Source organism: Chryseobacterium sp. CCNWLW53, from assembly GCF_037083525.1.
GTDB lineage: Bacteria > Bacteroidota > Bacteroidia > Flavobacteriales > Weeksellaceae > Chryseobacterium > Chryseobacterium lathyri.
This window is the reverse complement of sequence record NZ_JBAOJR010000005.1, coordinates 488,935-510,275: the sequence shown is the minus strand read 5'-3', so window position 1 is coordinate 510,275 and position 21,341 is coordinate 488,935. Positions and strand designations below refer to the sequence as shown.

21 protein-coding genes and 1 pseudogene are annotated in these 21,341 nt (G+C 38.6%); 11 read left to right on the top strand and 11 right to left on the bottom strand.

Translation table 11 applies throughout. From position 1 onward, the window contains the following. The first annotated feature begins 403 nt into the window (after positions 1–403). The 4 genes from V6R96_RS18440 to V6R96_RS18425 all read left to right on the top strand — a co-directional run bounded on the left by V6R96_RS18440 (position 404) and on the right by V6R96_RS18425 (position 4,778). Complete coding sequence (locus tag V6R96_RS18440; protein WP_336379835.1) at positions 404–2,545, top strand: DPP IV N-terminal domain-containing protein; 2,142 nt, start codon at positions 404–406, stop codon at positions 2,543–2,545. A 131-nt stretch (positions 2,546–2,676) separates the two neighbouring features. After that, positions 2,677–3,702, top strand: a complete 1,026-nt coding sequence (locus V6R96_RS18435) for an LLM class flavin-dependent oxidoreductase (protein ID WP_336379834.1) — start codon at positions 2,677–2,679, stop codon at positions 3,700–3,702. Between the two features lie 209 nt (positions 3,703–3,911). Beyond that, the gene (locus V6R96_RS18430) at positions 3,912–4,163 is read left to right on the top strand and encodes a VF530 family protein (protein WP_336379833.1); all 252 of its coding nucleotides are present in this window, start codon (positions 3,912–3,914) and stop codon (positions 4,161–4,163) included. 114 nt (positions 4,164–4,277) lie between these two features. Next, positions 4,278–4,778 (top strand): peptidylprolyl isomerase, encoded by a 501-nt coding sequence (locus V6R96_RS18425; protein WP_223560473.1) that lies wholly within the window; start codon positions 4,278–4,280, stop codon positions 4,776–4,778. 36 nt (positions 4,779–4,814) lie between these two features. Here the strand turns inward: V6R96_RS18425 and V6R96_RS18420 are convergent, their stop codons facing one another. Together V6R96_RS18420 and V6R96_RS18415 are read right to left on the bottom strand one after the other, a co-directional pair. After that, the gene (locus V6R96_RS18420) at positions 4,815–5,192 is read right to left on the bottom strand and encodes a YchJ family protein (RefSeq protein WP_111959976.1); all 378 of its coding nucleotides are present in this window, start codon (positions 5,190–5,192) and stop codon (positions 4,815–4,817) included. A 110-nt stretch (positions 5,193–5,302) separates the two neighbouring features. Then, positions 5,303–7,444, bottom strand: a complete 2,142-nt coding sequence (locus tag V6R96_RS18415; RefSeq protein ID WP_336379832.1) for a M3 family metallopeptidase — start codon at positions 7,442–7,444, stop codon at positions 5,303–5,305. A 58-nt stretch (positions 7,445–7,502) separates the two neighbouring features. On the opposite strand from V6R96_RS18415, the gene V6R96_RS18410 reads away from it, so the two are divergent. Continuing rightward, positions 7,503–8,336, top strand: a complete 834-nt coding sequence (locus V6R96_RS18410) for a head GIN domain-containing protein (RefSeq protein ID WP_223560471.1) — start codon at positions 7,503–7,505, stop codon at positions 8,334–8,336. A 1-nt stretch (position 8,337) separates the two neighbouring features. Here the strand turns inward: V6R96_RS18410 and V6R96_RS18405 are convergent, their stop codons facing one another. From V6R96_RS18405 to V6R96_RS18385, 5 genes are all read right to left on the bottom strand, one after another. Further along, positions 8,338–10,224 (bottom strand): monovalent cation:proton antiporter-2 (CPA2) family protein, encoded by a 1,887-nt coding sequence (locus V6R96_RS18405; protein WP_111959983.1) that lies wholly within the window; start codon positions 10,222–10,224, stop codon positions 8,338–8,340. Positions 10,225–10,227: 3 nt separating this feature from the next. Next, positions 10,228–10,749, bottom strand: a complete 522-nt coding sequence (locus V6R96_RS18400; RefSeq protein ID WP_111959985.1) for an NAD(P)H-dependent oxidoreductase — start codon at positions 10,747–10,749, stop codon at positions 10,228–10,230. 192 nt (positions 10,750–10,941) lie between these two features. Beyond that, the gene (locus tag V6R96_RS18395) at positions 10,942–11,754 is read right to left on the bottom strand and encodes a YgcG family protein (RefSeq protein ID WP_111959987.1); all 813 of its coding nucleotides are present in this window, start codon (positions 11,752–11,754) and stop codon (positions 10,942–10,944) included. Beyond that, positions 11,735–12,163 (bottom strand): TPM domain-containing protein, encoded by a 429-nt coding sequence (locus tag V6R96_RS18390; RefSeq protein WP_174772338.1) that lies wholly within the window; start codon positions 12,161–12,163, stop codon positions 11,735–11,737. The genes V6R96_RS18395 and V6R96_RS18390 overlap by 20 nt, the downstream gene beginning before the upstream one ends. Then, a complete protein-coding gene (locus V6R96_RS18385; RefSeq protein ID WP_111959991.1) occupies positions 12,163–12,768 on the bottom strand; it encodes a LemA family protein in 606 nt (201 codons plus the stop codon). Before V6R96_RS18385 ends, V6R96_RS18390 begins: the two co-directional genes overlap by 1 nt. 75 nt (positions 12,769–12,843) lie before the next feature. Between V6R96_RS18385 and V6R96_RS18380 the strand changes: the two genes are divergently transcribed. Continuing rightward, the gene (locus V6R96_RS18380; protein WP_336379831.1) at positions 12,844–13,338 is read left to right on the top strand and encodes a dihydrofolate reductase; all 495 of its coding nucleotides are present in this window, start codon (positions 12,844–12,846) and stop codon (positions 13,336–13,338) included. Positions 13,339–13,413: 75 nt separating this feature from the next. Next, a complete protein-coding gene (locus V6R96_RS18375; RefSeq protein WP_223560469.1) occupies positions 13,414–13,983 on the top strand; it encodes a DUF2892 domain-containing protein in 570 nt (189 codons plus the stop codon). A 66-nt stretch (positions 13,984–14,049) separates the two neighbouring features. On the opposite strand, the gene V6R96_RS18370 is transcribed toward V6R96_RS18375, so the two are convergent. The 4 genes and pseudogenes from V6R96_RS18370 to V6R96_RS18355 all read right to left on the bottom strand — a co-directional run bounded on the left by V6R96_RS18370 (position 14,050) and on the right by V6R96_RS18355 (position 16,732). Then, complete coding sequence (locus tag V6R96_RS18370) at positions 14,050–14,682, bottom strand: trimeric intracellular cation channel family protein (protein ID WP_336379830.1); 633 nt, start codon at positions 14,680–14,682, stop codon at positions 14,050–14,052. A 49-nt stretch (positions 14,683–14,731) separates the two neighbouring features. Then, positions 14,732–15,103, bottom strand: a pseudogene (locus tag V6R96_RS18365) (four helix bundle protein). Between the two features lie 17 nt (positions 15,104–15,120). Further along, complete coding sequence (coaD, locus tag V6R96_RS18360) at positions 15,121–15,585, bottom strand: pantetheine-phosphate adenylyltransferase (protein ID WP_111959999.1); 465 nt, start codon at positions 15,583–15,585, stop codon at positions 15,121–15,123. 163 nt (positions 15,586–15,748) lie between these two features. Then, positions 15,749–16,732 carry a D-alanine--D-alanine ligase gene (locus tag V6R96_RS18355; protein ID WP_336379829.1) on the bottom strand — a complete coding sequence of 328 codons (984 nt, stop codon included), beginning with the start codon at positions 16,730–16,732 and terminating at the stop codon, positions 15,749–15,751. A gap of 154 nt (positions 16,733–16,886) precedes the next feature. Between V6R96_RS18355 and V6R96_RS18350 the strand changes: the two genes are divergently transcribed. The 4 genes from V6R96_RS18350 to hemW all read left to right on the top strand — a co-directional run bounded on the left by V6R96_RS18350 (position 16,887) and on the right by hemW (position 21,313). Next, positions 16,887–17,990, top strand: a complete 1,104-nt coding sequence (locus V6R96_RS18350; RefSeq protein WP_111960001.1) for a PASTA domain-containing protein — start codon at positions 16,887–16,889, stop codon at positions 17,988–17,990. Between the two features lie 72 nt (positions 17,991–18,062). Next, positions 18,063–19,136, top strand: coding sequence for an RluA family pseudouridine synthase (locus V6R96_RS18345; RefSeq protein WP_223560467.1), 1,074 nt, complete (start codon positions 18,063–18,065; stop codon positions 19,134–19,136). Positions 19,137–19,187: 51 nt separating this feature from the next. Next, positions 19,188–20,138 carry a PorP/SprF family type IX secretion system membrane protein gene (locus tag V6R96_RS18340; protein WP_111960004.1) on the top strand — a complete coding sequence of 317 codons (951 nt, stop codon included), beginning with the start codon at positions 19,188–19,190 and terminating at the stop codon, positions 20,136–20,138. Positions 20,139–20,188: 50 nt separating this feature from the next. Beyond that, the gene (gene hemW, locus V6R96_RS18335; RefSeq protein ID WP_336379828.1) at positions 20,189–21,313 is read left to right on the top strand and encodes a radical SAM family heme chaperone HemW; all 1,125 of its coding nucleotides are present in this window, start codon (positions 20,189–20,191) and stop codon (positions 21,311–21,313) included. The last annotated feature ends 28 nt before the right edge of the window (positions 21,314–21,341 follow it).

The window sequence follows — 21,341 nt, the reverse complement described above, 5'->3', positions numbered from 1 at the left end:
TAATTTTAATGTGAATCGTCAATTTGCTTCGCAAGTGAAATGTCAATTGCTTACGACTATAAAATTCACTATTGACACTTCACCATTCATCCTAATTTTAATGTGAATCGTCAATTTGCTTCGCAAGTGAAATGTCAATTATTTACGCTATAAAATTCACTATTGACCATTCGCCATTCACCCTAATTTTAATGTGAATCGTCAATTTGCTTCGCAAGTGAAATGTCAATTGCTTACGACTATAAAATTCACTATTGACAATTCACCATTCACCTAATTCCCCAACTATTAAGTTAAGAATTTATTTTTATCAATGCATTAATCCTGTTTTATGAATGTTTTATTTAACATTTATTAACGGATGATTTTTATTTCTTATTTTTGAAGGATTCAATTTTATACAATGAAATTACATAGATTTTCTTTATTGATGCTGGTTTTGGGCAGTTCTGCAATCGCGCAGACCCAAAAATTTACAATGGCGGAGGCAGTAAATGGACTCAGAACGAATCTTGCCGTAAAAAATATATCCCAGTTCTCATGGGCTGCAGATGGTAAATCATATATTCAGGCTGTAAAAGGCGGTTATCTGATTACTGATCTGAAGACTAATAAACAGGATACTTTAGTTTCTTTGACCCAACTGAACAGGTCATTTTCGGATGCTAAGCTAAAGGCAGTTCCTCAAATCAAATTTATCGGCGGTTCAAGCGGTTATTTCAACGCGAACGATAAAATGTTCTGGATCGAAAAATCGGGAAACGACTGGAAGATAAAGACAACAGCTGCAGTTGATGAAAATGCTTCCAATATGAAAATGTTCGGAGATAACCAGACCTTTGCCTTTACCATAAAGAATAATTTATATATCAATAAAAACGGTAAAACAATTGCTGTAACCAATGATTCTGATGAAAATATCATCAATGGAGGTGCAGCGGTTCACAGAAATGAGTTTGGAATTGATACAGGAATTTTCCCGTCTCCTAATTCTGATGCTGTAGCATTTTACAGAATGGATCAGACGATGGTGGCAGATTATCCTGTTATTGACTGGTCGATAACGCCTGCTGTAAATCATAATATCAAGTATCCTATGGCAGGGCAGAAGTCCCATGAAGTCACTTTGGGAATTTATAATATCAAAAATCAGTCAACTACTTTTCTAAAAATTGAAGGTGAAAAAGATCAGTATTTAACAGCTGTTACGTGGAGTCCGGATTCAAAATATGTTTTTGTAGGCGTTCTGAATCGCGGACAGAATCATTTAAAGATGAACCAGTACGATGCTGTTACAGGAAATCTGGTAAAAACCTTATTTGAAGAAACCAGCGATAAATATGTGGAGCCTCAGCATCCGCTTACTTTCTTCCCGAACTCCAATACAGACTTCATCTGGCAAAGCCAGAGAACAGGTTATAATCACCTGTTCCATTACAGTCTTGAAAAAGGTCTCGTTGCCCAAATCACGAAAGGAGACTGGCTGGTAACTGACATTCTAGGCTTTAATGAAAAGAAAAAAGAGATCTACTTTACATCTACCAAAGAGACACCGCTTGAAAAGCATTTATATAAGATCAACTGGACAAACTTTAAAATGCAGCGAATGGATGATGCATCTGGTGTACATACAGGAATCCTGAGCAGTGACGGGAATTATCTGTATGATACCTACAGCAATGCAGGCACACCAAGGTCTGTGAATATTATCAATACCAATACTGCTAAGTCAATCAATATTCTTACTGCAGAAAATACATTAAAAAATTATCAGAGGCCTGAAATTAAAAATGTGGAATTAAAAGCGGATGACGGAACACCGCTTTACGGAAAGATTATTCTCCCTACAGATTTTGATGCCACTAAAAAATATCCGGTAATTGTTTATCTGTACAACGGGCCACACCTGCAGCTGGTAACCAATACATTCCCTGCATCAGGAAACCTTTGGTACGAATATATGGCCCAAAACGGGTACATCATTTTCACCATGGACGGAAGAGGTTCTGCCAACCGTGGAATGAAGTTTGAGCAGGCTGTTTTCAGAAACCTGGGAACAACAGAAATGAACGACCAGATGAAAGGAGTGAACTATTTAAAATCTCTTCCTTATGTAGATGCCCAGAGAATGGGGATTCACGGATGGAGCTTTGGCGGATTTATGACGACAAGTTTCATGCTTCGTCAGCCTGATGTTTTCAAAGTGGGGGTTGCCGGAGGTCCGGTGATCGACTGGAAAATGTACGAGATCATGTATGGTGAAAGATATATGGATACACCTCAGGAAAACCCTCAGGGGTATGCCACGGCTAATCTATTGGATAAAGTTCAGAATTTAAAAGGAAAATTACTGATGATCCATGGTGCCCAGGATGATGTGGTGGTATGGCAGCATTCCATCAAATTTATAAAGTCTGCGGTAGACAATGGAGTTCAGCTGGACTACTTTGTTTATCCCGGACATCCGCATAATGTGATCGGGAAAGACAGGGTTCACCTGATGCAGAAAGTGACAGATTATTTTGATCAGTATCTTAAGAAATAATAGTGAAATCCAGCCTTTAGGCTGGATTTTTTATTGGTAACACTATTCTTTAATAGCAAATCCGTTCTTAACAAACATCAATGTTTCTGAGCTTTTTCATCCGTAATTTTGTGTATCTAAAATCTAAAAATATGGAATTAGGAATAGGAATGTTTGGGGACCTGGCTTTTGATCAGGCTACCGGAAAATATAGAGATGCAGGCGTGAAGATCCGTGAAATACTGGATCAGGTAAAATTAATGGATGAGGTAGGCATTGATGTTTTTGCAATGGGAGAACATCACCGTCCGGATTATGCAGTTTCGTCACCGGAAATGGTATTGGCAGCAGCAGCGAGCATTACCAAAAATATAAAGCTGGCAAGCGGAGTTACGGTGTTAAGTTCTTCAGAACCAGTGAAAGTATATGAAGACTTTTCAACTTTGGACCTGATTTCAGACGGAAGAGCTGAAATATTTGTCGGAAGGGGAAGTTTTATCGAATCGTTTCCGTTGTATGGCTATTCACTGAATGATTACGAAGAACTTTTTGATGAGAAACTTGAATTGCTGCTAAAGATCAACTCAGAAGAAAATGTAACCTGGTCAGGAAAACTTCGTGCGCCAATGCAAAACCAGACTGTTTATCCGAGAGCTAAAAACGACGGAAAATTATCGATCTGGAGAGCAGTAGGTGGAACTCCGCAATCTGTTTTAAGTGCAGCAAAATTAGGAATGCCTTTGGTGGTAGCCATCATTGGAGGGATGCCGGTACAGTTTAAAAATCTGGTTGAATTTTACAAGCAAGAGTATCAGAAAGCAGGGCATGACGTATCCAAAATGCAGATCGCAATTCATTCACACACGTTTGTAAGTAATGATCAGGCTGTAGTGGACGGATATTTCAATAATTATAAATCTCAGATGGACAGAATCGGGGCAACCAGAGGCTGGGCTCCTTATACGAAAATGCAGTATGACGGCGGAAGAGCTAGAGAAGGCGCCCTGTTCATCGGAAGCCCTGCAGAAGTGGCTGATAAAATTACCTACATGAAGGAGATTTTTGGCATCACCAGATTCATCGGGCATATGGACATCGGTGATCCTGCTCACGATATTATGATGAAATCTATTGAACTGTTCGGGGACGAAGTAAAACCGGCTGTTCAGGACTTATAAACTATAAAAATCTCTCCGCTCATTGTTTGGCGGAGTTTTTTTATTGTCAACAGACAAATGATTATTCATTGAAAGGTATTACCTGTTTTTCTGTTATTTAATAAAGGAAAAGAAAAATAATTTCAATTCAATTCACAGTTTCTGGTGTGGGATATACAGGAGGAAATTTCCATATCTACTTATAATATTCTACTTTTACAAAAAAAACAATGCAGGAACCGTCAAAAGATCCGTTACACGGGAAAAGGCTAGATGCTATTCTAGAAGAACTGGTAGAATATTACGGAGGCTTCGAGAAACTTGGCGAGCAGATCAATATAAAATGCTTTACAGATAATCCAAGTATTAATTCTTCTTTGAAATTTCTGAGGAAAACAGATTGGGCCAGAGCAAAGATAGAAAGCCTGTATCTCTATGTATTGAGACAGAAAAAGCGGGATGAAACAAAGAACGGGAAATAAAAAGGTGCTCTTTTTGATATTTTTGTTTTAACATCTTTTCCAAAGTCAATCATTTCAAAAATAGTATATTTGTGCCGTTAATCGTGAAAAAAATCACGAAAAAAAAGATAAAATATGACAATTGAAAACAACCATGTTGTAGCAGTAAGTTACGTACTTCACACGATCGAAGAAGATGGAAGTAAAATTCTTGTAGAAGAAACAACAGCAGAAAACCCACTTACATTTTTATATGGTGTAGGAATGATGATTCCAAAGTTTGAACAAAATATCCTTGGCCTGAAGGCAGGTGATAAAGCAGCTTTTGTTATTCAGCCTGAAGAAGCTTACGGAGAAAAAGATCCTAATTCAATCGTGCAGTTGCCTATCGATATGTTTCAGGAATCAGGAACTCCGCCTTTAGGCGCTATTTTGCCTTTATCAGATGGGCAGGGAAATAATTTCCAGGCATTTGTGTTAGAGGTAACCCCTGAAGCAGTAGTGGCAGACCTTAACCATCCAATGGCGGGGAAAGTTTTAGATTTCCAGGTAGAAATTGTAAATACTCGTCCTGCGACGGAAGAAGAACTGGCACATGGTCATGTTCATGGAGCTGACGGAACAGAAGCCCACTAAACTATAATCAATGTCCGGATTTTTTCGGACATTTTTTTATTCTAAAAATTCCCCACTCACATAAAACCAACGGTTTTGAATCATTTTGAATTTTGATAATTCATGGTGGATTTGCTCATGTCCTTCTTCATCAGTATAAAAGGCTTTAAACTCAACTTTGCTGACAGAAGGTTTATCTATAATTTCCAGTTTTGTCCATTCGTTAATCTCTCCCCATTCCTGCAGATCTTCTATGTTGTGGAATTTTCTTTTTGCCGGAGATGTAGTTTCCATCAGGTATTTTCCGTTCGGAATGGCAAATGCAGAAAATCTGGAACGCATCAGGGCTTCTGCAGTTGGAGCATATTTTTCTCCGATGTGATAAGGTCGGCAGCATTCTTCATAAAGTTTTCCTGAACAGCATGGACAATCCATTTTTATTTATTTTTTTTGAACAGCAAAAGTAAAAATTTTATCAATAGGAATGAGCTTTAGCCCATTTACATAAAAAAAGAAGCACCCAATCGGATGCTTCTCAATACAATTTATTTAATAAAACCTCTGTTTCTCAATAAAGGTTTGATATCAGGATCATGTCCTGTAAAATCTCTGAATGCCTGGTTAAGGTCTACAGAGTTTCCTACAGAAAGAATATATTTTCTGAAACGGTCGCCATTTTCTCTTGTCAGGCCTCCATTGTTTTTAATCCACTCCCATGCATCATTATCAAGGGTTTCAGACCATAAATAAGCATAATATCCAGCTGAATATCCTCCGCCCCAGATATGGGCAAAATAAGGAGTATGATATCTTGGTGGTACTGTAGCTAAAGTAAACCCATGGCTGGCTAACGACTGTTTTTCAAAATCCAGAACAGGAATCAACTGACTTTCATTCGTCACGGTATGCCAGTCCATATCCAGAGCTGCTGCAGAAACAAGTTCTGTCGTCATATATCCCTGGTTGAATGTAGCTGCCTTTTTAATTTTTTCAACTAAGGCCTGAGGAATTGGTTGTTTTGTTTCGTAGTGAAGCGCATAATTTTTAAGAACGACAGGATCTAAAGCCCAGTGCTCATTGATCTGTGAAGGGAATTCCACGAAATCTCTAGGAACACTTGTTCCTGAAAGTGACGGATATTTCTGACTTGCAAACATACCGTGGATTGAATGTCCAAACTCGTGGAACATTGTAGAAACATCATCGTAGCTAATTAGTGACGGCTTTCCTGGAGCCGGCTTCTGATAATTATAACAGTTTACAATCACAGGTTTGGTTCCTAAAAGATAAGACTGCTCAACAAAATTGCTCATCCATGCACCTCCGTTTTTAGAATCTCTGGTATAGAAATCAAGATAATAAATCGCGATAGATTTTCCATCGTGGTCAAAAACCTCATAGGTTACTACATCCGGATGATAAACCGGAAGATCGGTTCTCTTTTTAAAAGTAAGTCCATAGAACTTTTCAGCAGCATAGAAGACTCCTTTTTCCAAAACAGTAGTTACCTCAAAATAAGGCTTGATCTGGTTTTCATCAAGATCATATTTTGCTTTTCTTACCTGCTCAGCATAGAAATTCCAGTCCCATGGCTCTACTTTGAAACCACCTTTCTGCTGATCGATCAGATCCTGAATATCTTTTGCTTCACGTTTTGCCGTTTCTACTGCTGGTGTAGCAATTTGGTTCATTAGTTTTGTAGCTGCTTCAGGTGTTTTGGCCATCTGGTCCTGAAGTTTCCATTCAGCAAAGCTTACTTTTCCTAAAGTCTGAGCTTTTTTAAGTCTCAGTTTAGCTAGTTTTTCAATCGTTTCACGGGTATCGTTTCCGTCACCTTTTTCAGCTCTGAGCCACGATGCTTTGAACAGTTTTTCTCTTGTAGCTCTGTTCTTAAGATTTTGAAGAAGAGGCTGTTGTGTAGTATTCTGAAGGGCAAGAAGATATTTTCCCGGTTGTCCTGCAGTTTTAGCATCCGTTGCTGCGGCTTCGATTTCGTCGGCTGAAAGTCCGTCAAGTTCTTTAGCATCAGAAAAAAATACACCTCCCTGCTTTCTGGCTTCCAATAGCTTATTGGCATATTGAGTGGAAAGTGAAGCGAGTTCCTGATTGATCTGCTTTAGTTTTTCTTTATCAGCAGAAGAAAGATTGGCTCCTGCAATTTCAAAATTCTGCTTATAATACTGAACCAGTTTTTTGCTTTCAGGATCTAAACCGTCTTCTTGAATAGACTTAATTCTTTTATATAAATTTTCATTCAGGTACATTTTATCAGAATGCGCTGCAAAAATAGGAGCATATTCTTCATCCAAAGCCTGAAGGGTAGGATTTGTATTAGCGCTTGTAAGATTAGAAAATACAATAGTGGCTCTTTTTAAAACTTCACCGCTTTTTTCAAGGGCAACAATAGTGTTTTCAAAAGTAGGAGCTTCCGGATTATTTGCGATCTTCAGAATCTCAGCATCATGCTGTTTAAGTCCGAAATCAAATGCAGGTTTGAAATGTTCATTTTTAATTTTATCGAATTCCGGAGCTTCATACTGAAGCTTACTTTTCTTCATAAAAGGGTTTGAAGATAAGGATGGATCGGTAACAGGAATCTCCTGTTGAGTATCGGTTTTCTTCATTGTAGTACAAGATTGGTTAAGTGCCAGGGCAGAAATTAACAATACCGATGAAATATTTTTCATAAATTAGTTGTTATTAAAGTATAAAGATATTAAAACTTAATTTATAAAAGCAGTAAACATGAAATCGACAACTCTTTTTGTACTTTCAGCCTTCTCGCTGATAACCTCATGCAATGAAAGGCATGATAAAAGAAACAATGAAAATAATGACCGTAATAACGATAACGGTTGGGTAGACAAAGTGATCGACAAAGACAGTGGTCCGGTTAAAGAAAAAGTATTTAACGGAGATTTTGATGAAATAGAAGTTTCCCAGGCTATTGGTGCTGAGATAATCAAATCCGAAACTGAAAAGGTTGTTATTTCTGCGCCTGAAAATATCCTCAATGAAATTCTTGTGGAAAACAGTGGCGGAAAGCTTCATATCCATTATAAGCGTGGTATCAGGGTTATGAACAGCCATAATGTGAAGGCTAAGATCTATACCAAAGATTTTTCTAAGCTCGTTGCTAATTCTGCTGCAAGTGTTACCATAAAAGATAAATTCACACAGGAAAAAATGAATGTTGAAATCTCCAGCGCATCAAGCGTTTCCGGCGATCTGGAAGCTAATGATTTTGATCTTTCGGCAGACAGCAGCAGCAGTTTCAGCGGTAAAGTTTGGGCGGTGGACCTTGATGTTGATGCCTCATCAGCAGCAAGCATTAATATTTCAGGAAAAACTAAAAATGCAGAGATTACTTCTTCATCAGCCAGCAGTATTTCAGCAAAAGAAGTTATTGCCGATCATGTAAAAGCTGAGGCGTCCAGCGGCGCAAGCATTCAGATCAGTGCTGTTTCTTCACTGAATGCAGAAGCTTCTTCTGGCGGGAGCATAGATGTTTCTAAAAAAGGTGAACTGAAAAGCATAACCAAGCAGGAAAGCAGTGGCGGAAGCGTCAGTATTCAATAAATTAATTAGGAGGTTCCTCGTCATTTTCTTCACCTACTGACGAGGAACCCTCCCAATTCTTATTATCAAAATTAAGGTTATCATAAGCCAGTAATTCCTCCTCACGCTGGAGGATTTCTTTTGTGGTGAACAATAAAATCTCGTCATCCTCCTTTGCTTTGGCCAGCCTTCTGATAGAAGCTTTGTCTATGGCCATAAACCTTTGTCCGAGTCGTCTTGCCGCATATTTTCTCATCCCGGTTTCATGAAGGACATCTACAGCCATATCTACTGCGGTTCCCAATGTTTCCCGGTAAATGTTTTCAATACCGTTGTTAAGGTAATTATAAGCATCGATTCTGTTTTTAGCCCTTACAAAAATCCGCACTTTAGGATAATGTTCCCGCACCAGTTCCGCTATGAACTTATTGTCATCAGGATCATCAAGACAGAGAACAAGAATTTCTGCATCTTCAATTCCTGCAGCCCTTAAAATGGGAATTCTTGTGGCATCACCGTAATAAACCTTGAAACCATAGCTTCTCAGCAGTTTTACACGGTCAGAGTCTCTGTCCAGAACTGTTGCCGATATTTTATTGGCTTTTAAAAGACGCCCTACCGTACTTCCAAAATGCCCGAAACCTACAATAATGATCTTCTTTTGGCTTACATTATTGTCCAGGATATTAAAATCATTCTCTTCGTCAGGGATTTCTTTAATAAATTTAGGAGTAATGAGCCGGTCGTTAATGATCAGGAGAATAGGAGTGATGCACATTGTGATTGCAGTAACGGCCATCATTTGTGCATTGAGTTCAGGACTTAAAAGATAAAGATCTGAAGCATAATTGATCAGGACAAAAGCAAATTCTCCCACCTGCGAAAGAGCAAACGCATAAAATAAACTCTGTGATGTATCAATCTTAAAAAACTTGCCAATAGCATACAGAACCACAAATTTTACAGTCAATACTGCAAAAACAGTAGAGAAGATAAAGATAGGATCCTGCTGAATGATGTTAAAATTAATTGTAGAGCCTACGCTCACAAAGAATACAGCTAAAAGCAGTCCTTTAAAAGGATTGATCTGCGCTTCAAGCTCATGGCGGAATTCACTGTTGGCAAGCATTACCCCGGCTAAGAAAGCACCCAGTGCAGGAGACAGACCAATGGCAGCCATAAGTTCCGAAACTCCAATCACTAAGAATAAAGAGGAGGCGGTGAGGAGTTCCGTCATTCCCGACTTTGAAACATATCTTAAGAAAGGAACAAATACATATCTTCCCAGAAGGATCAGAATAGCAACCCCTAAAATCACAGTTCCGGCCTGCATCCATTCCGGAAGTTTCTGAATAATAATTTGGATTTCGTTATCGTGATGATTTGCTTTATAATTAGCAATAAGTGGAAGGATAGCCAGGATAGGGATCACCGCAATATCCTGAAACAGCAGGGTAGAGAACGAGGCTTCTCCAGCCATAGTTTTAAAATTGTTTTTTTCCTGAAGGGTTTGTAGCACGATGGCAGTAGAAGAAAGAGCAAAACACATCGCGATAGCAATGGCTTTGTCTATTCTCCATCCGGCACTGATAAAAACCAGAAAAAGCAGTGAAATAGAAAGAAGCATCTGTGTAAGCCCAAGGCCCATAATTTTCTTCCGCATTTCCCAGAATTTCCGGGGTTCCAGTTCCAGCCCTACCAAAAAAAGGAGCATGATCACTCCAAACTCACTGGCATGCATGATGTCGTTAACATCTTTCCCGGTAAGCCTTAGAACATATGGGCCGATGATGATACCTCCTAATATATATCCGATAACTGAACTCAATCCAAATTTTCTCGCCAGCGGAACCATAATAATGGCTACACCTAAGAAAAGTAATGTATTCATTGCTAAGCTGGACTCCATATGCTATTGGTTGAGTAGTTCTGTAAATTCTTTTTTATGTAGAATAATCTCTTTTTTGCTCAGTTTATTGGCTTCATAAACGATTTTGATATGTTTTATATTCGCTTTGAAAACCTTTAAAGATACGATCAGCCCGCTGATCAGTTCTTCCACCGTATACTGATACGTTCCGTTTTTACTGAATGATCTTTCCTTTCCACCGGTCGTTATCAGAATATAAATTTCTTTTCCTTCCAGTGGATTGGTTTCACCTTCTCTGAGCCAGTCCCTGTCGAACACTTCATCGATCCATAATCTTAATAAAGGGGGGATTCCGAACCAGATAAGCGGAAACTGAAAAATAAAACGGTCATAGCTTCTTAATCTTTTCCTCTCCCTGAATGCGGCAATGTGAAAATCCGGATATTCTTCGTAAAGATCTCTAAGGGTAAAGTGCTGGTGGCGGACATAGAAATTGATAAGCTCCACATTTGAATTGGAGTGCTCTAAATAGGGATGTGCAAAAACTACCAGCGTCTTTTTCATAAACCTGTTTTCAGTAAATATAATGAAAAAAAATTGGATAAAAGACGGATTTTATATGGTTTTGTTAATTTTTTACTATGAAAAATTGAATTTAATGTTAAAATAAAACAAAGAAATGACAGGATTTTAGTGTTTTAAATAAAAAATCGGGCACTGGGCCCGATTATATTGAATTTTTTGTTATCTTTTAAATTACCATCCGCCTGAAGCGCCACCGCCGCCGAAGCTTCCTCCGCCACCAAAACCGCCGAATCCACCGCCGCCTCCGGAACTTCCGCCTCCAAAACCGCCTCCACCGAAGCTGCCAGGGAATGGAAAGAATCCACCGGGGTAATTTCTGCGTCCTCTTCTGGTAATGATCACGTCGTCGTCATCATTATTACCGCCGCCACGTCCTCCGCCTCTGCCTCCAAAGATAAAGGCCAGAATGATAAAGATGACAAATGCGATAATAAGGATCTTAAAAGCACTTCCATTACCTGAAGGTGCTGAGGTTTCCATAGGTTTGAATTTTCCCTGAACAGCCTCCATGATCGCTGAGGTGCCACGGTTGATGCCGTCATACCATTGCCCCTGTCTGAAATTGGGAGTGACAATATAATCAAGGATCTGTCCTGCAACAGAAGCGGTAAGGTACTGTTCTACAGCTCTTCCCTGTTGGATAGACATGGTTCTGTCTTCTGTAGCGATCAGGAAAACCACGCCGTTATCCACTCCTTTTTTTCCGATTCCCCACTTTTCTCCGAACATGGTTGCCAGAAAGTTCACATCTTCTCCTTTGGTAGAAGGGATAATAACCACTTCGATTTCCGTGGAAGTAGAATCTGCAAATTTAATCAGCTTATTGTTCAGTTCGTCTTTTTGCTGCTGTGTGAGCAGGCCTGCCTCATCAAACACAGGATATAGAACCGCCGGTTTGGGCGGGATTGTATACTGTGCCGATACAAAAGTGTAAAAGCAGAAGAGTATAAATGAAAATACCAGTTTAAGAGAACGTAATTTCATTAGACAGCTGATTGGGGTTTTCTCCTTCTACAGGAAAATGTTTTTTTAATTCAAGACCGGTTTCCAGAATGCCGCTTTTTAAAGCTTTATAATAATTTCCTTTGGCAAATTCAGCAGTGATGTAATCGTGCAGATGATCCCAGTACGATTGGTGTACTTTGTCATGGATTCCAATGTCGCCAATAATGGTCAGATATTTCTGTTCAAAATTGACATGAAAAAGCACAGCGTTTCTGTCGGCAGTTTTATTCATACACAGTTCTTTGAAAACCTCAAATGCAGTCTGTGCATTCTCCGTTTCTGTGTTCGAGTCAATATGTACTCTGATCTCGCCTGTAGAATGTTCTTCTGCCGACTGTATCGCTTCCACAAGGGAAGTGATCTGCTGATTTGTCAGAAAACGGCTCATTATTTAAATACTTCTGGTGCTTTTTCTGCACCGGCTTCAGCCTTGAAGAAAGGTTTTTCTTTAAAGTTTGTAAAATTCGCCAGAATATTATTCGGGAATGTTTTGATTGTTGTGTTGTAATCTTTGGCCGCATCATTATAATAAACCGTTTCGGTTCTGATGCTGTTTTCTATCGCCGTAAATTCTCTCTGAAAATTAATATACTGCTGGTCCGCTTTTAAATTCGGATAAGATTCCACTACAGCCATTAACCTGCTTAGTGCTCCGGATAATTCTCCCTGTGCTGCCTGGAATTTAGCCATATCAGCTTCTGTCATATTCGTAGGATCGATGTTGATAGAAGTTGCTTTGGAACGCGCCTCAACAACTTTAGTCAATGTTTCCTGCTCAAATTTTGAATACGATTTAACGGTTCTTTCCAGATTCGGAATAAGATTGGCTCTTTTCTGATATACAGTTTCTATATTAGACCATTTGGAGTTTACGTTCTGTTCTTTCGAAACAAAATTATTATACCCGTTTTTCCCCCAGAAGAATAGTACACCTACAATAATAAGCAGTGCAATACCGATAGTTCCTGCACTAAGGCAGCCTTTATTTTTCATAGTTTATTTTTTTTTTAATTTTTTGTGCTAATCAAATATACAAATTATGTGCTAATTTTGTAAAAAATTATTAGAATGACAACAATAGTGGTGGCCATGGGAGAGAAGAACGAGATCGGTTTTGAAAATAAACTGCTGTGGCATCTTCCTAAAGACCTGAAACACTTTAAAGATATTACTTCCGGACATCCTGTTATTATGGGAAGAAAAACCTATGAAAGTATAGGGAAACCGCTGCCTAACCGTACCAATATTGTAATTTCCAGAAAGAAAAACTGGTTTCAAGAAGGAATCCTGATCGTTGGAAGCATTAAAGAAGCAGTAAAATTTGCCAAAAAGATCGATGAGGAAGTATTCATTATCGGTGGCGGAAATATCTATGAACAGACTATAGAAATTGTTGATAAACTGGAAGTTACTTTAGTTAAGGCTGATCTTGATGCCGATACATTTTTTCCAAAGATAAATCCGAAAGTCTGGAAAAAAACTGAAGAGACCTGTCATGAAAAGGATGAAAAGAATGAATACGATTTTTGCTTTCAGACATTTGAACGAATCAAGAGCGAATAGTTGTGAAAATTCTAACTTTTTACCTCTAGCTTCTAACCTGTAAATTTTCTATCTTTGCACTTCTAAAATTGAACAATGAATAAGTACATAAAAATTGTAATTGCAGCAGTTCTTATCCTTTTAGGACTTTATATGATGATTTTCACAAGAAGTCTGGGCTGGGGAATCGTAGTTTTCCTTCTTGCAGCACTGCCTATTATACTTTTCATCAAGAATGAATACATTCTCCTTGCCTTCTGGCAGCTGAGAAAGCAGAATATGGAAAAAGCCGCAGAATGGTTAAACGGAATCACCAATTACCAGGCGCAGCTTCATAAATCCCAATATGGATATTTCCACTATTTACAGGGACTGACCCAGGCTCAGGAGCATCCTGCAAAAGTGGAACCGCTGATGAAAAAAGCTTTGGAATATGGCCTGAATATGAAGCACGACAGAGCGATGGCAACATTGAATCTTGCAGCAGCAGCCATTTCTAAAGGAAGAAAACAGGAGGGGCAGAGGCTTCTGGACGAGGCTAAAAGATTGGACTCGGCAGGAATGATGACGGATCAGATCAAAATGATGAAAGATCAGCTGAAAATGCCTTCTATGCAGAAGCATATGCACAACCCGAATATGAGACAGAGAGGGAAATTCTTCTAAGACAATATACGAAACTGAAAAAGCACCTGATCCAGGTGCTTTTTTTGTTATGTGAATACATGGCCGCTACATCTCAGAATTCTGATCATAGCCATAGAACTTAGGTATTTGCCAGTGATATTTTACAGCAAGAGTTCGGATGGTGACAATTAATATAATAGTGAATATCTGTATAAATGTATAGGAAAGCGGGATAAACTTTGTCATCAAGAGAAATGCAGATCCGCCAACAATACATGCTGTAGCGTAGATCTCTTTTCTAAAGATCAGTGGAATCCTGTTGAGGAGGATATCCCGTATGATTCCTCCGAAACACCCGGTTATGGTTCCCAGTGCGATACATATAAGCGGATGAATCTCAGCATTGAGCCCTTTCTGAACCCCGATAATGGTAAATAACCCCAGTCCGAAGCTGTCAAAAATAAATAAGGTTACCTTGAAGTTTTTTTCAATAGACTTGAAGACCATGGCAAAAATGCTGGTACCCAAAATCAGTGCACACGTTAAAAGATCATGCATCCAGAAAACCGGAATATCCAGCAGGAGGTCTCTTACAGTTCCTCCTCCCACAGAAGTGACGAATGCAATAATCAGTACCCCGAACGGATCAAGGCGTTTCTGCATCGCTGCAAAACTCCCTGACATCGCAAAGGAAATGGTTCCGAGCACCTCTATGGCAAAATTGAACTGTTCGTGCATAATTTATGAGTAATAGGTAATGGGCAATGAGTAATAAAAATTATGCCATTTAAAGCTGGGATAATCTAAATTTATACTTAGTCATAACCTTTACAAGTTCTTCACATTCTGATTTTAAATGAATCATTTTTTCAGAACTTAGGTATTCCAATTCTTCAATGATCTCAAGCCAAAGTTGAGTCTCATCAATTTCTTCTATAACAATGCAGGGCTTAGCAAATTTTTCCTTTTCAGATCTTGCTCTTGAAACAGCTCTTTAATTTGCGGCTACTGAAGTAGAAGATCTTATAATTTGCTTTCTTATGACCGATACATCATCTGAATAAGGTAATGATGAAAGAGATTTAATCACAAGAATAGAAAAATTTTTTAGCTCTTTCCCGAAAAATTTGATTGTAATCCATATTTCCCAAATTCTCATTACCTATTACTCATTACTTATCGTTGTACCCTGACGGCTTCCGGGACCAGCAATTCATATTCTCCGTTGTGGTTGATGATTTCCCTTACGATACTGCTGCTGATGAAAGATTTTCCGGATGAGGTTAATAAGAATACGGTCTCCAGCTTTTTATGGGCCAAAGTTCTGTTGGTGTGGGCTATTGCTTTTTCAAATTCAAAATCAGCAGGATTTCTTAAGCCTCTCAGGATGTATTGCGCGTCCTTTTCAAAACAGTAGTCCACCGTTAATCCTTCAAAAAAGTCCACTTCTACATTGGGGAATTCAGCGACGGAGTTTTGAATAAATTCCATTCTTTTTTCCAGGGGAAACATATATTTTTTTTGGGAATTCTGCCCGATCGCAATAATCAGTTTGTCAAAAAGCGGAGCCGCTCTTTCAATAATATCATAATGTCCCAGAGTAATAGGATCAAAGGATCCGGGGAAAACAGCAATTTTCATGTTTTACGTGTTATGATGAGTTATGGGGTTACGAGGTCTGTGTTTTGGGTTTCGGTTGCGAGATTTAGGTTGCCGGGGTGAACTATTCACCGGGTTTTCTTCCATCTTCAAACTTCCATTCATTAACAACTAACTTCTAACCTCTAGATTCTAACTTCTATTATTATTTATTCAATGCTTTTTCTACTTCGTTTCCGCAAAGATCTGTGATGGATATTCCGTAAATTTTGGCCTGTTGCGGAAGAATACTGGCAGGTGAGAATCCCGGATTGGTATTCATTTCAAGCATATAAGGAATACCATCCATAAGGATGAATTCACTTCTTGAAAAACCGCTCATGCCAAGGGAATTGTAAGCTCTTTTTGAAATTTCTTCCACTCTGATTCTTGTTGCATCGTCAATTCTTGCCGGGGTAATTTCTTCTGAAGCTCCTTCGTATTTAGCTTCATAATCAAAGAATTCATTGGTCGGTACGATTTCAGTGATTCCTAAAACGATGGTTTCGCCTTTAAAATCTATGACCCCTACAGAAACTTCCATTCCGTCCAGGAAGCTTTCGATAAGAATTTCATCATCCTCTTTGAACGCAATTTCCGTTGCAGCAATTAATTCTGACTTTTCCTTTACTTTTGAAATTCCCAAAGATGAACCGGACTGGTTGGGCTTAACGAAAACCGGAAGGCCAAGACTTTCAATAATTTCGTCTGTATTGATGTCTTCTTCTTTTCTTAAATAAATGCTTTTGGCAGAAGGAATTCCATACTTTGATAAGACAGCCAATGTATCTTTTTTATTGAAGGTTAAAGCGCTTTGGTAGAAACCACAACCGGTATATTTCTGTCCGATAGCGTCCCAATAGGCCTGCAGGATTCCATTTTCACCCGGAGTTCCGTGGATAATGTTGAAACAGGCATCGAATTTCAGTTTTTCATGATTATCTAAAGTCACTGAAAAATCTCCGCGGTTGATTTCATATTTTTGATCGTTTTCTCCTAAAAAATACCACTCATCTTTAAGAATGACTACTTTATATACATCATATAGATTTCTGTCCAGAGAATCATAGATCAACTGACCGCTTTTTAAGGAAACCACATATTCATCCGAATAGCCTCCCATGACAACGGCAACACTTTTTTTGCTCATAACCATTATAGTATCAATTAAGGCAAATTTAATCATTTTATGTAATGCAATAAGGGAAATTCAGAAATTTTAAAATTGAAATGAATTGTGTTAAATAAAAGCACATTTAAAATTATTAGCTATATTTGCCGTTATAATTAAAGTATTTTTAAGTATGCTTAAATCACTTTTCAATTGGAAAGTTTTACTGAATTTAGCAGTAGCCATCGGTATTTTTGTGGGGTTAGTGTGGCTTACTTTCCGCTGGCTGGAATACCATACCAATCACGGTCAGGAAATTCCTGTGCCCAATGTTATTAATAAATCGGTTTATGATGCCGTAAAAATATTAGAGGATACCGGACTGGAATATGAAGTAGACAGTGCTGAATATAACCCTAAATATAAGCCTTTTCAGGTTTTGAAGATGCACCCTTTATCCAGTTCACGTGTAAAACCGGGATCGCTGGTAAGAATTGTAGTTAATCCCAGAACATGGGCTCCTATTACGGTTCCGGATGTGATCAATAAATATTCAGGGCTGGCTTTTCAGAGACTGGATCAGGTTGGTCTTAAGATCGGCGATACCATCTATGAACCGAGTATTCAGAAAGATGCTCTTTTAAGAGTGTTATATAAAGGTAATGCAGTTAATCCCGGATCGCGTCTTCCGAGATTCTCCGTGATTGATGTTGTAGTGGGTTCAGGACCTATGAGAAATATTTCTATTCCTAACGTGGTAGGGCTTTCGGTAAAAGAAGCAAGAGCTGTAATCGCCAGAAGCTTATTTGAGGTAGGTTTGGTAGAACATGAAGACGGAAGTAAAGATGAATCTGATATTATCTATTATCAGGATCCGGCCTCCGGAGATGTACGAGATCAGGGAATGCAGATTGATCTTTGGGCAAGTAAGAGAACACCTGCCGAGCTTAGGGCCAAAGTAGAACAGCTGAATTCTATCTACCGAATGAAAGTAGATACATCACTGCCTCCGGTACATTATGATGAAGTTCCCAACTATCCGGAACCAAGTTATAATCCACCTGCAGCAGTACCTGTACCCAAAAAAGAAGTTCCTAAATCTGAACCTGCTAAAACAGAGCCGGCAAAGACGAGCAGTGCAGCAACTGGAGCCAAACCTGCCGGAACCGGAACAGAAAAACCTAAATCCGCTGTAACAAACAGCCAGAGTTCAGGAAATAAGCCGGCAACAACGACAGGAAATGCAACACAGCAGCCGGTCCAAAAGCCAAAGGCTAAAAAAGTAGTGGTAGAATAATCACAGTTTATTATATAAAATATAGGCTTCAACTGCAAAATGTTGAGGCCTTTTGCGTAAAAAAATAAAATAATGGCAGAAGATAACGAAGACTTTTTAGATGAAGAATTATTAGATTCCGACAGTTTGGAGAACATCGATATTGATGAGGAAAATAAAGGACTGTATGAGCATCTTAATATCAAAGTCGATAAAAACCAGGAGCCGTTAAGAATTGATAAGTTCTTATTAATATACAGACAAAACTCTTCACGGAATAAAATTTCACAGACCTGCAGAGCCGGAAATGTGGTTGTAAACGGTGCTCCGGTAAAACAGAATTACCGTGTAAAACCCGGTGACCAGATCTCGGTGCTTCTTGCCCATCCGCCGAGGGAAAATGTAATTATTCCTCAGGATATCCCTGTGAATATCATTTATGAAGATGATGATCTGGTAGTAGTAGACAAGGAACCGGGGATGGTTGTGCATCCAGGCCATGGAAACTGGGACAAAACATTGGTGAATGCATTGGCCTTCCATTTTGAAAAGAGCGGTGAGAAATCTGATCTGGACAGGGTAGGACTTGTTCATAGGATTGATAAAGATACCTCAGGCCTTTTGGTGATTGCAAAAAATGAATATGCATTGAGCTTTTTAGCCAAACAGTTTTTTAACAGAACTACAAAAAGATTATACTGGGCTTTCGTATGGGGGAATCCTCAGGAAGATGAAGGGACCATAAGAGGGCATATCGGGAGGCATCCCAAAAACCGGATGCAGATGTCCGTTTACGAGGACGGAAGCCACGGAAAGCATGCGGTGACGCATTATAAGGTTCTTGAACGGTTTAAATATATGACCTGGGTGGAATGTAAACTTGAAACAGGAAGAACACACCAAATCCGTGCTCATTTCAAACATATCGGACATACTTTGTTTAATGACGAAAGATATGAAGGTCATACGCCTTTAAGAGGAGTGAATCTACCTAAGTATAAGCAGTTTATAAAAAATGTTTTTGAAATTCTGCCAAGACATGCACTCCATGCCCATACTTTAGGGTTTATACATCCAACTACTAAAAAGGAATTATATTTTGAGAGCCCAATGCCCAAAGATATGGCGGATGCTGTAAAAAAATGGAGAAATTATTTAGAAAACTAAAAATATATTGAGAATTTTTTTATATTTGTTGAATTGAAATCAAGATTTGTTATGAGAAAACTATATGCTATCGTATGTTTAGCTCTTTTGTCAAATGCATACAAAGCACAAGAATCACTACCATACTATCAGCAATATCTTTTGGATGGTGAATTCCTGTTCAACCCAGCTCAGTACGGAAAGACCGATTACGTACAGCTTAATGCTAATTACCACAAACAATTTGACAAGTTCAGCGATTCTCCAAATACGCAGTCTATAGGAATCAACGGGAACATTTTCGACAGAGTGGGAGCAGGGCTCTCTATTTTCAGAGACAGCAATGGCCCTATTTCTGCAGGCGGTATTACAGCGGGAGCTTCATACTTTATTCCACTAAGTAGTGAGGGAGACAGAAAAGACCAGTTCTCTTTCGGTACCAGTGTTTCATTTTATAATATGAACTTCGACTATACTTCAGTGAACGTTGAAGATGGTTACGATCCATTGTTGATTGGAAAAGAAGGGAATATTTTTATGGCTTACGCCAACTTTGGTGCAGCTGCTACCTATAGAAATATCTTTGCAGGAGTATCTGTAAACGATATTGCACTAAGCAATGACAAGGCTATAGTAAACGGAATTGAGCCTTCACCAATTAAATTTTTCTTAAACCTAGGATATGACTGGCATTTTGCTGACAATATCTTCGTAACGCCATCAGCGTTGATTAACCTGAATACCAATTCAACAAGAATGATCGACTACAACTTAATGGCGACTTTCTTTAATGACATCAACTCATTCTCTGCCGGGGTAAGCTACAGAACGGTACAGAACCGATTTGACAGCCAACAGTTACAGGTTGCACCAGTTGTTAAAGTGAGAATTAATAAATTAATGATCGGAGCAACTTATAACATCGGAATGTCTGATATCCAGACGTATGGTGGAAACAGCTTTATGTTGAGCTTAGGTTATAACTTTGATAACTTTATTAATCATAGAGGATATAGATATTAATTTGATTTAATTTAAATAAATTTGAGCTCTGAAATTTTCAGAGCTTTTTTATGATATATATTCACATTCCATTCTGCAAGCAGAAATGCAGCTATTGCAACTTTCACTTTTCTACCTCTTTGAATTTTAAAGATGAGATGATCCGTGCTATGAAGACCGAAATCCGGCTTAGAAAAGATGAACTGCAGAATAAAAATCTGAAATCCCTGTATTTTGGAGGTGGAACACCATCCATTCTTTCAGCAGATGAAATCAATTCTTTAATCGATGAAGTCCTGAAATACTTCAGTTTTGATACTGATATTGAAGTTACCCTGGAAGCCAATCCCGACGATCTGGATAAAAACTTTTTAAAACAACTGGCTCAATCTCCGGTCAACAGGCTTTCCATCGGTACCCAAAGTTTTTTTGAGGAAGATCTTAAACTCATGAACCGTGCCCATAATGCTTCTGAAGCAGAGAGTTCAATCAAAAGAGCACAGGATTTTGGGTTTGAAAACTTAAGTATAGACCTTATTTATGGCTCTCCAACCTCGAATCTGGAGATCTGGAAGGAGAATTTAAACAAAACCATAGCCCTTGAAGTTCCGCATATTTCATCTTATGCATTGACAGTTGAGCCCAAAACAGCTTTAGAAAACTGGATTTCAAAAGGAAAAGTTGCCAGTCCTAGAGAAGAAGAACAGAATAAGGAGTTCTATTATATGTCAGATTTCTTAAAAGGCAACGGATTTGAGCATTATGAAGTTTCCAATTTTGCAAAACCTGGCTTTTATTCAAGGCATAATTCTGCATATTGGAAGTACAAAGAGTATCTTGGAATCGGTTCTTCCGCACATTCGTACAACGGATTTGATGTCAGAAGCTGGAACGTGGCCAACAATCAGCAGTATATTAAGAAGCTTCATGCCGGAATTCTGGCCAAAGAAGAAGAGATTCTCTCACAATATGATCAATTCAATGAAATGATTATGATTGGCTTGAGGACAATCTGGGGAGTAGATCTTGAAAGCCTGAAAAGTAAATTCAGTGATCAAATTCTTGAACATTTCCAACACGAGGTAAAATCTAAAATAGAAGAAGGTATTTTAATCCAGGAGAACAATCATCTGAAAATACCGGAAAAGCATTGGTTTATGGCGGATGGAATTGCTTCAGATTTATTTTTGGTGTAACGTTTATTAATGTATATTTGAGATTATA

Excerpts from the sequence above, each read along its gene's own strand:
- V6R96_RS18440 (WP_336379835.1), top strand. The coding sequence starts at position 404 with ATGAAATTACATAGATTTTCTTTATTGATGCTGGTTTTGGGCAGTTCT.
- V6R96_RS18435 (WP_336379834.1), top strand. The coding sequence starts at position 2,677 with ATGGAATTAGGAATAGGAATGTTTGGGGACCTGGCTTTTGATCAGGCT.
- V6R96_RS18430 (WP_336379833.1), top strand. The coding sequence starts at position 3,912 with ATGCAGGAACCGTCAAAAGATCCGTTACACGGGAAAAGGCTAGATGCT.
- V6R96_RS18425 (WP_223560473.1), top strand. The coding sequence starts at position 4,278 with ATGACAATTGAAAACAACCATGTTGTAGCAGTAAGTTACGTACTTCAC.
- V6R96_RS18420 (WP_111959976.1), bottom strand. The coding sequence starts at position 5,192 with ATGGATTGTCCATGCTGTTCAGGAAAACTTTATGAAGAATGCTGCCGA.
- V6R96_RS18415 (WP_336379832.1), bottom strand. The coding sequence starts at position 7,444 with ATGAAAAATATTTCATCGGTATTGTTAATTTCTGCCCTGGCACTTAAC.
- V6R96_RS18410 (WP_223560471.1), top strand. The coding sequence starts at position 7,503 with ATGAAATCGACAACTCTTTTTGTACTTTCAGCCTTCTCGCTGATAACC.
- V6R96_RS18405 (WP_111959983.1), bottom strand. The coding sequence starts at position 10,224 with ATGGAGTCCAGCTTAGCAATGAATACATTACTTTTCTTAGGTGTAGCC.
- V6R96_RS18400 (WP_111959985.1), bottom strand. The coding sequence starts at position 10,749 with ATGAAAAAGACGCTGGTAGTTTTTGCACATCCCTATTTAGAGCACTCC.
- V6R96_RS18395 (WP_111959987.1), bottom strand. The coding sequence starts at position 11,754 with ATGAAATTACGTTCTCTTAAACTGGTATTTTCATTTATACTCTTCTGC.
- V6R96_RS18390 (WP_174772338.1), bottom strand. The coding sequence starts at position 12,163 with ATGAGCCGTTTTCTGACAAATCAGCAGATCACTTCCCTTGTGGAAGCG.
- V6R96_RS18385 (WP_111959991.1), bottom strand. The coding sequence starts at position 12,768 with ATGAAAAATAAAGGCTGCCTTAGTGCAGGAACTATCGGTATTGCACTG.
- V6R96_RS18380 (WP_336379831.1), top strand. The coding sequence starts at position 12,844 with ATGACAACAATAGTGGTGGCCATGGGAGAGAAGAACGAGATCGGTTTT.
- V6R96_RS18375 (WP_223560469.1), top strand. The coding sequence starts at position 13,414 with ATGAATAAGTACATAAAAATTGTAATTGCAGCAGTTCTTATCCTTTTA.
- V6R96_RS18370 (WP_336379830.1), bottom strand. The coding sequence starts at position 14,682 with ATGCACGAACAGTTCAATTTTGCCATAGAGGTGCTCGGAACCATTTCC.
- coaD (WP_111959999.1), bottom strand. The coding sequence starts at position 15,585 with ATGAAAATTGCTGTTTTCCCCGGATCCTTTGATCCTATTACTCTGGGA.
- V6R96_RS18355 (WP_336379829.1), bottom strand. The coding sequence starts at position 16,732 with ATGAGCAAAAAAAGTGTTGCCGTTGTCATGGGAGGCTATTCGGATGAA.
- V6R96_RS18350 (WP_111960001.1), top strand. The coding sequence starts at position 16,887 with ATGCTTAAATCACTTTTCAATTGGAAAGTTTTACTGAATTTAGCAGTA.
- V6R96_RS18345 (WP_223560467.1), top strand. The coding sequence starts at position 18,063 with ATGGCAGAAGATAACGAAGACTTTTTAGATGAAGAATTATTAGATTCC.
- V6R96_RS18340 (WP_111960004.1), top strand. The coding sequence starts at position 19,188 with ATGAGAAAACTATATGCTATCGTATGTTTAGCTCTTTTGTCAAATGCA.
- hemW (WP_336379828.1), top strand. The coding sequence starts at position 20,189 with ATGATATATATTCACATTCCATTCTGCAAGCAGAAATGCAGCTATTGC.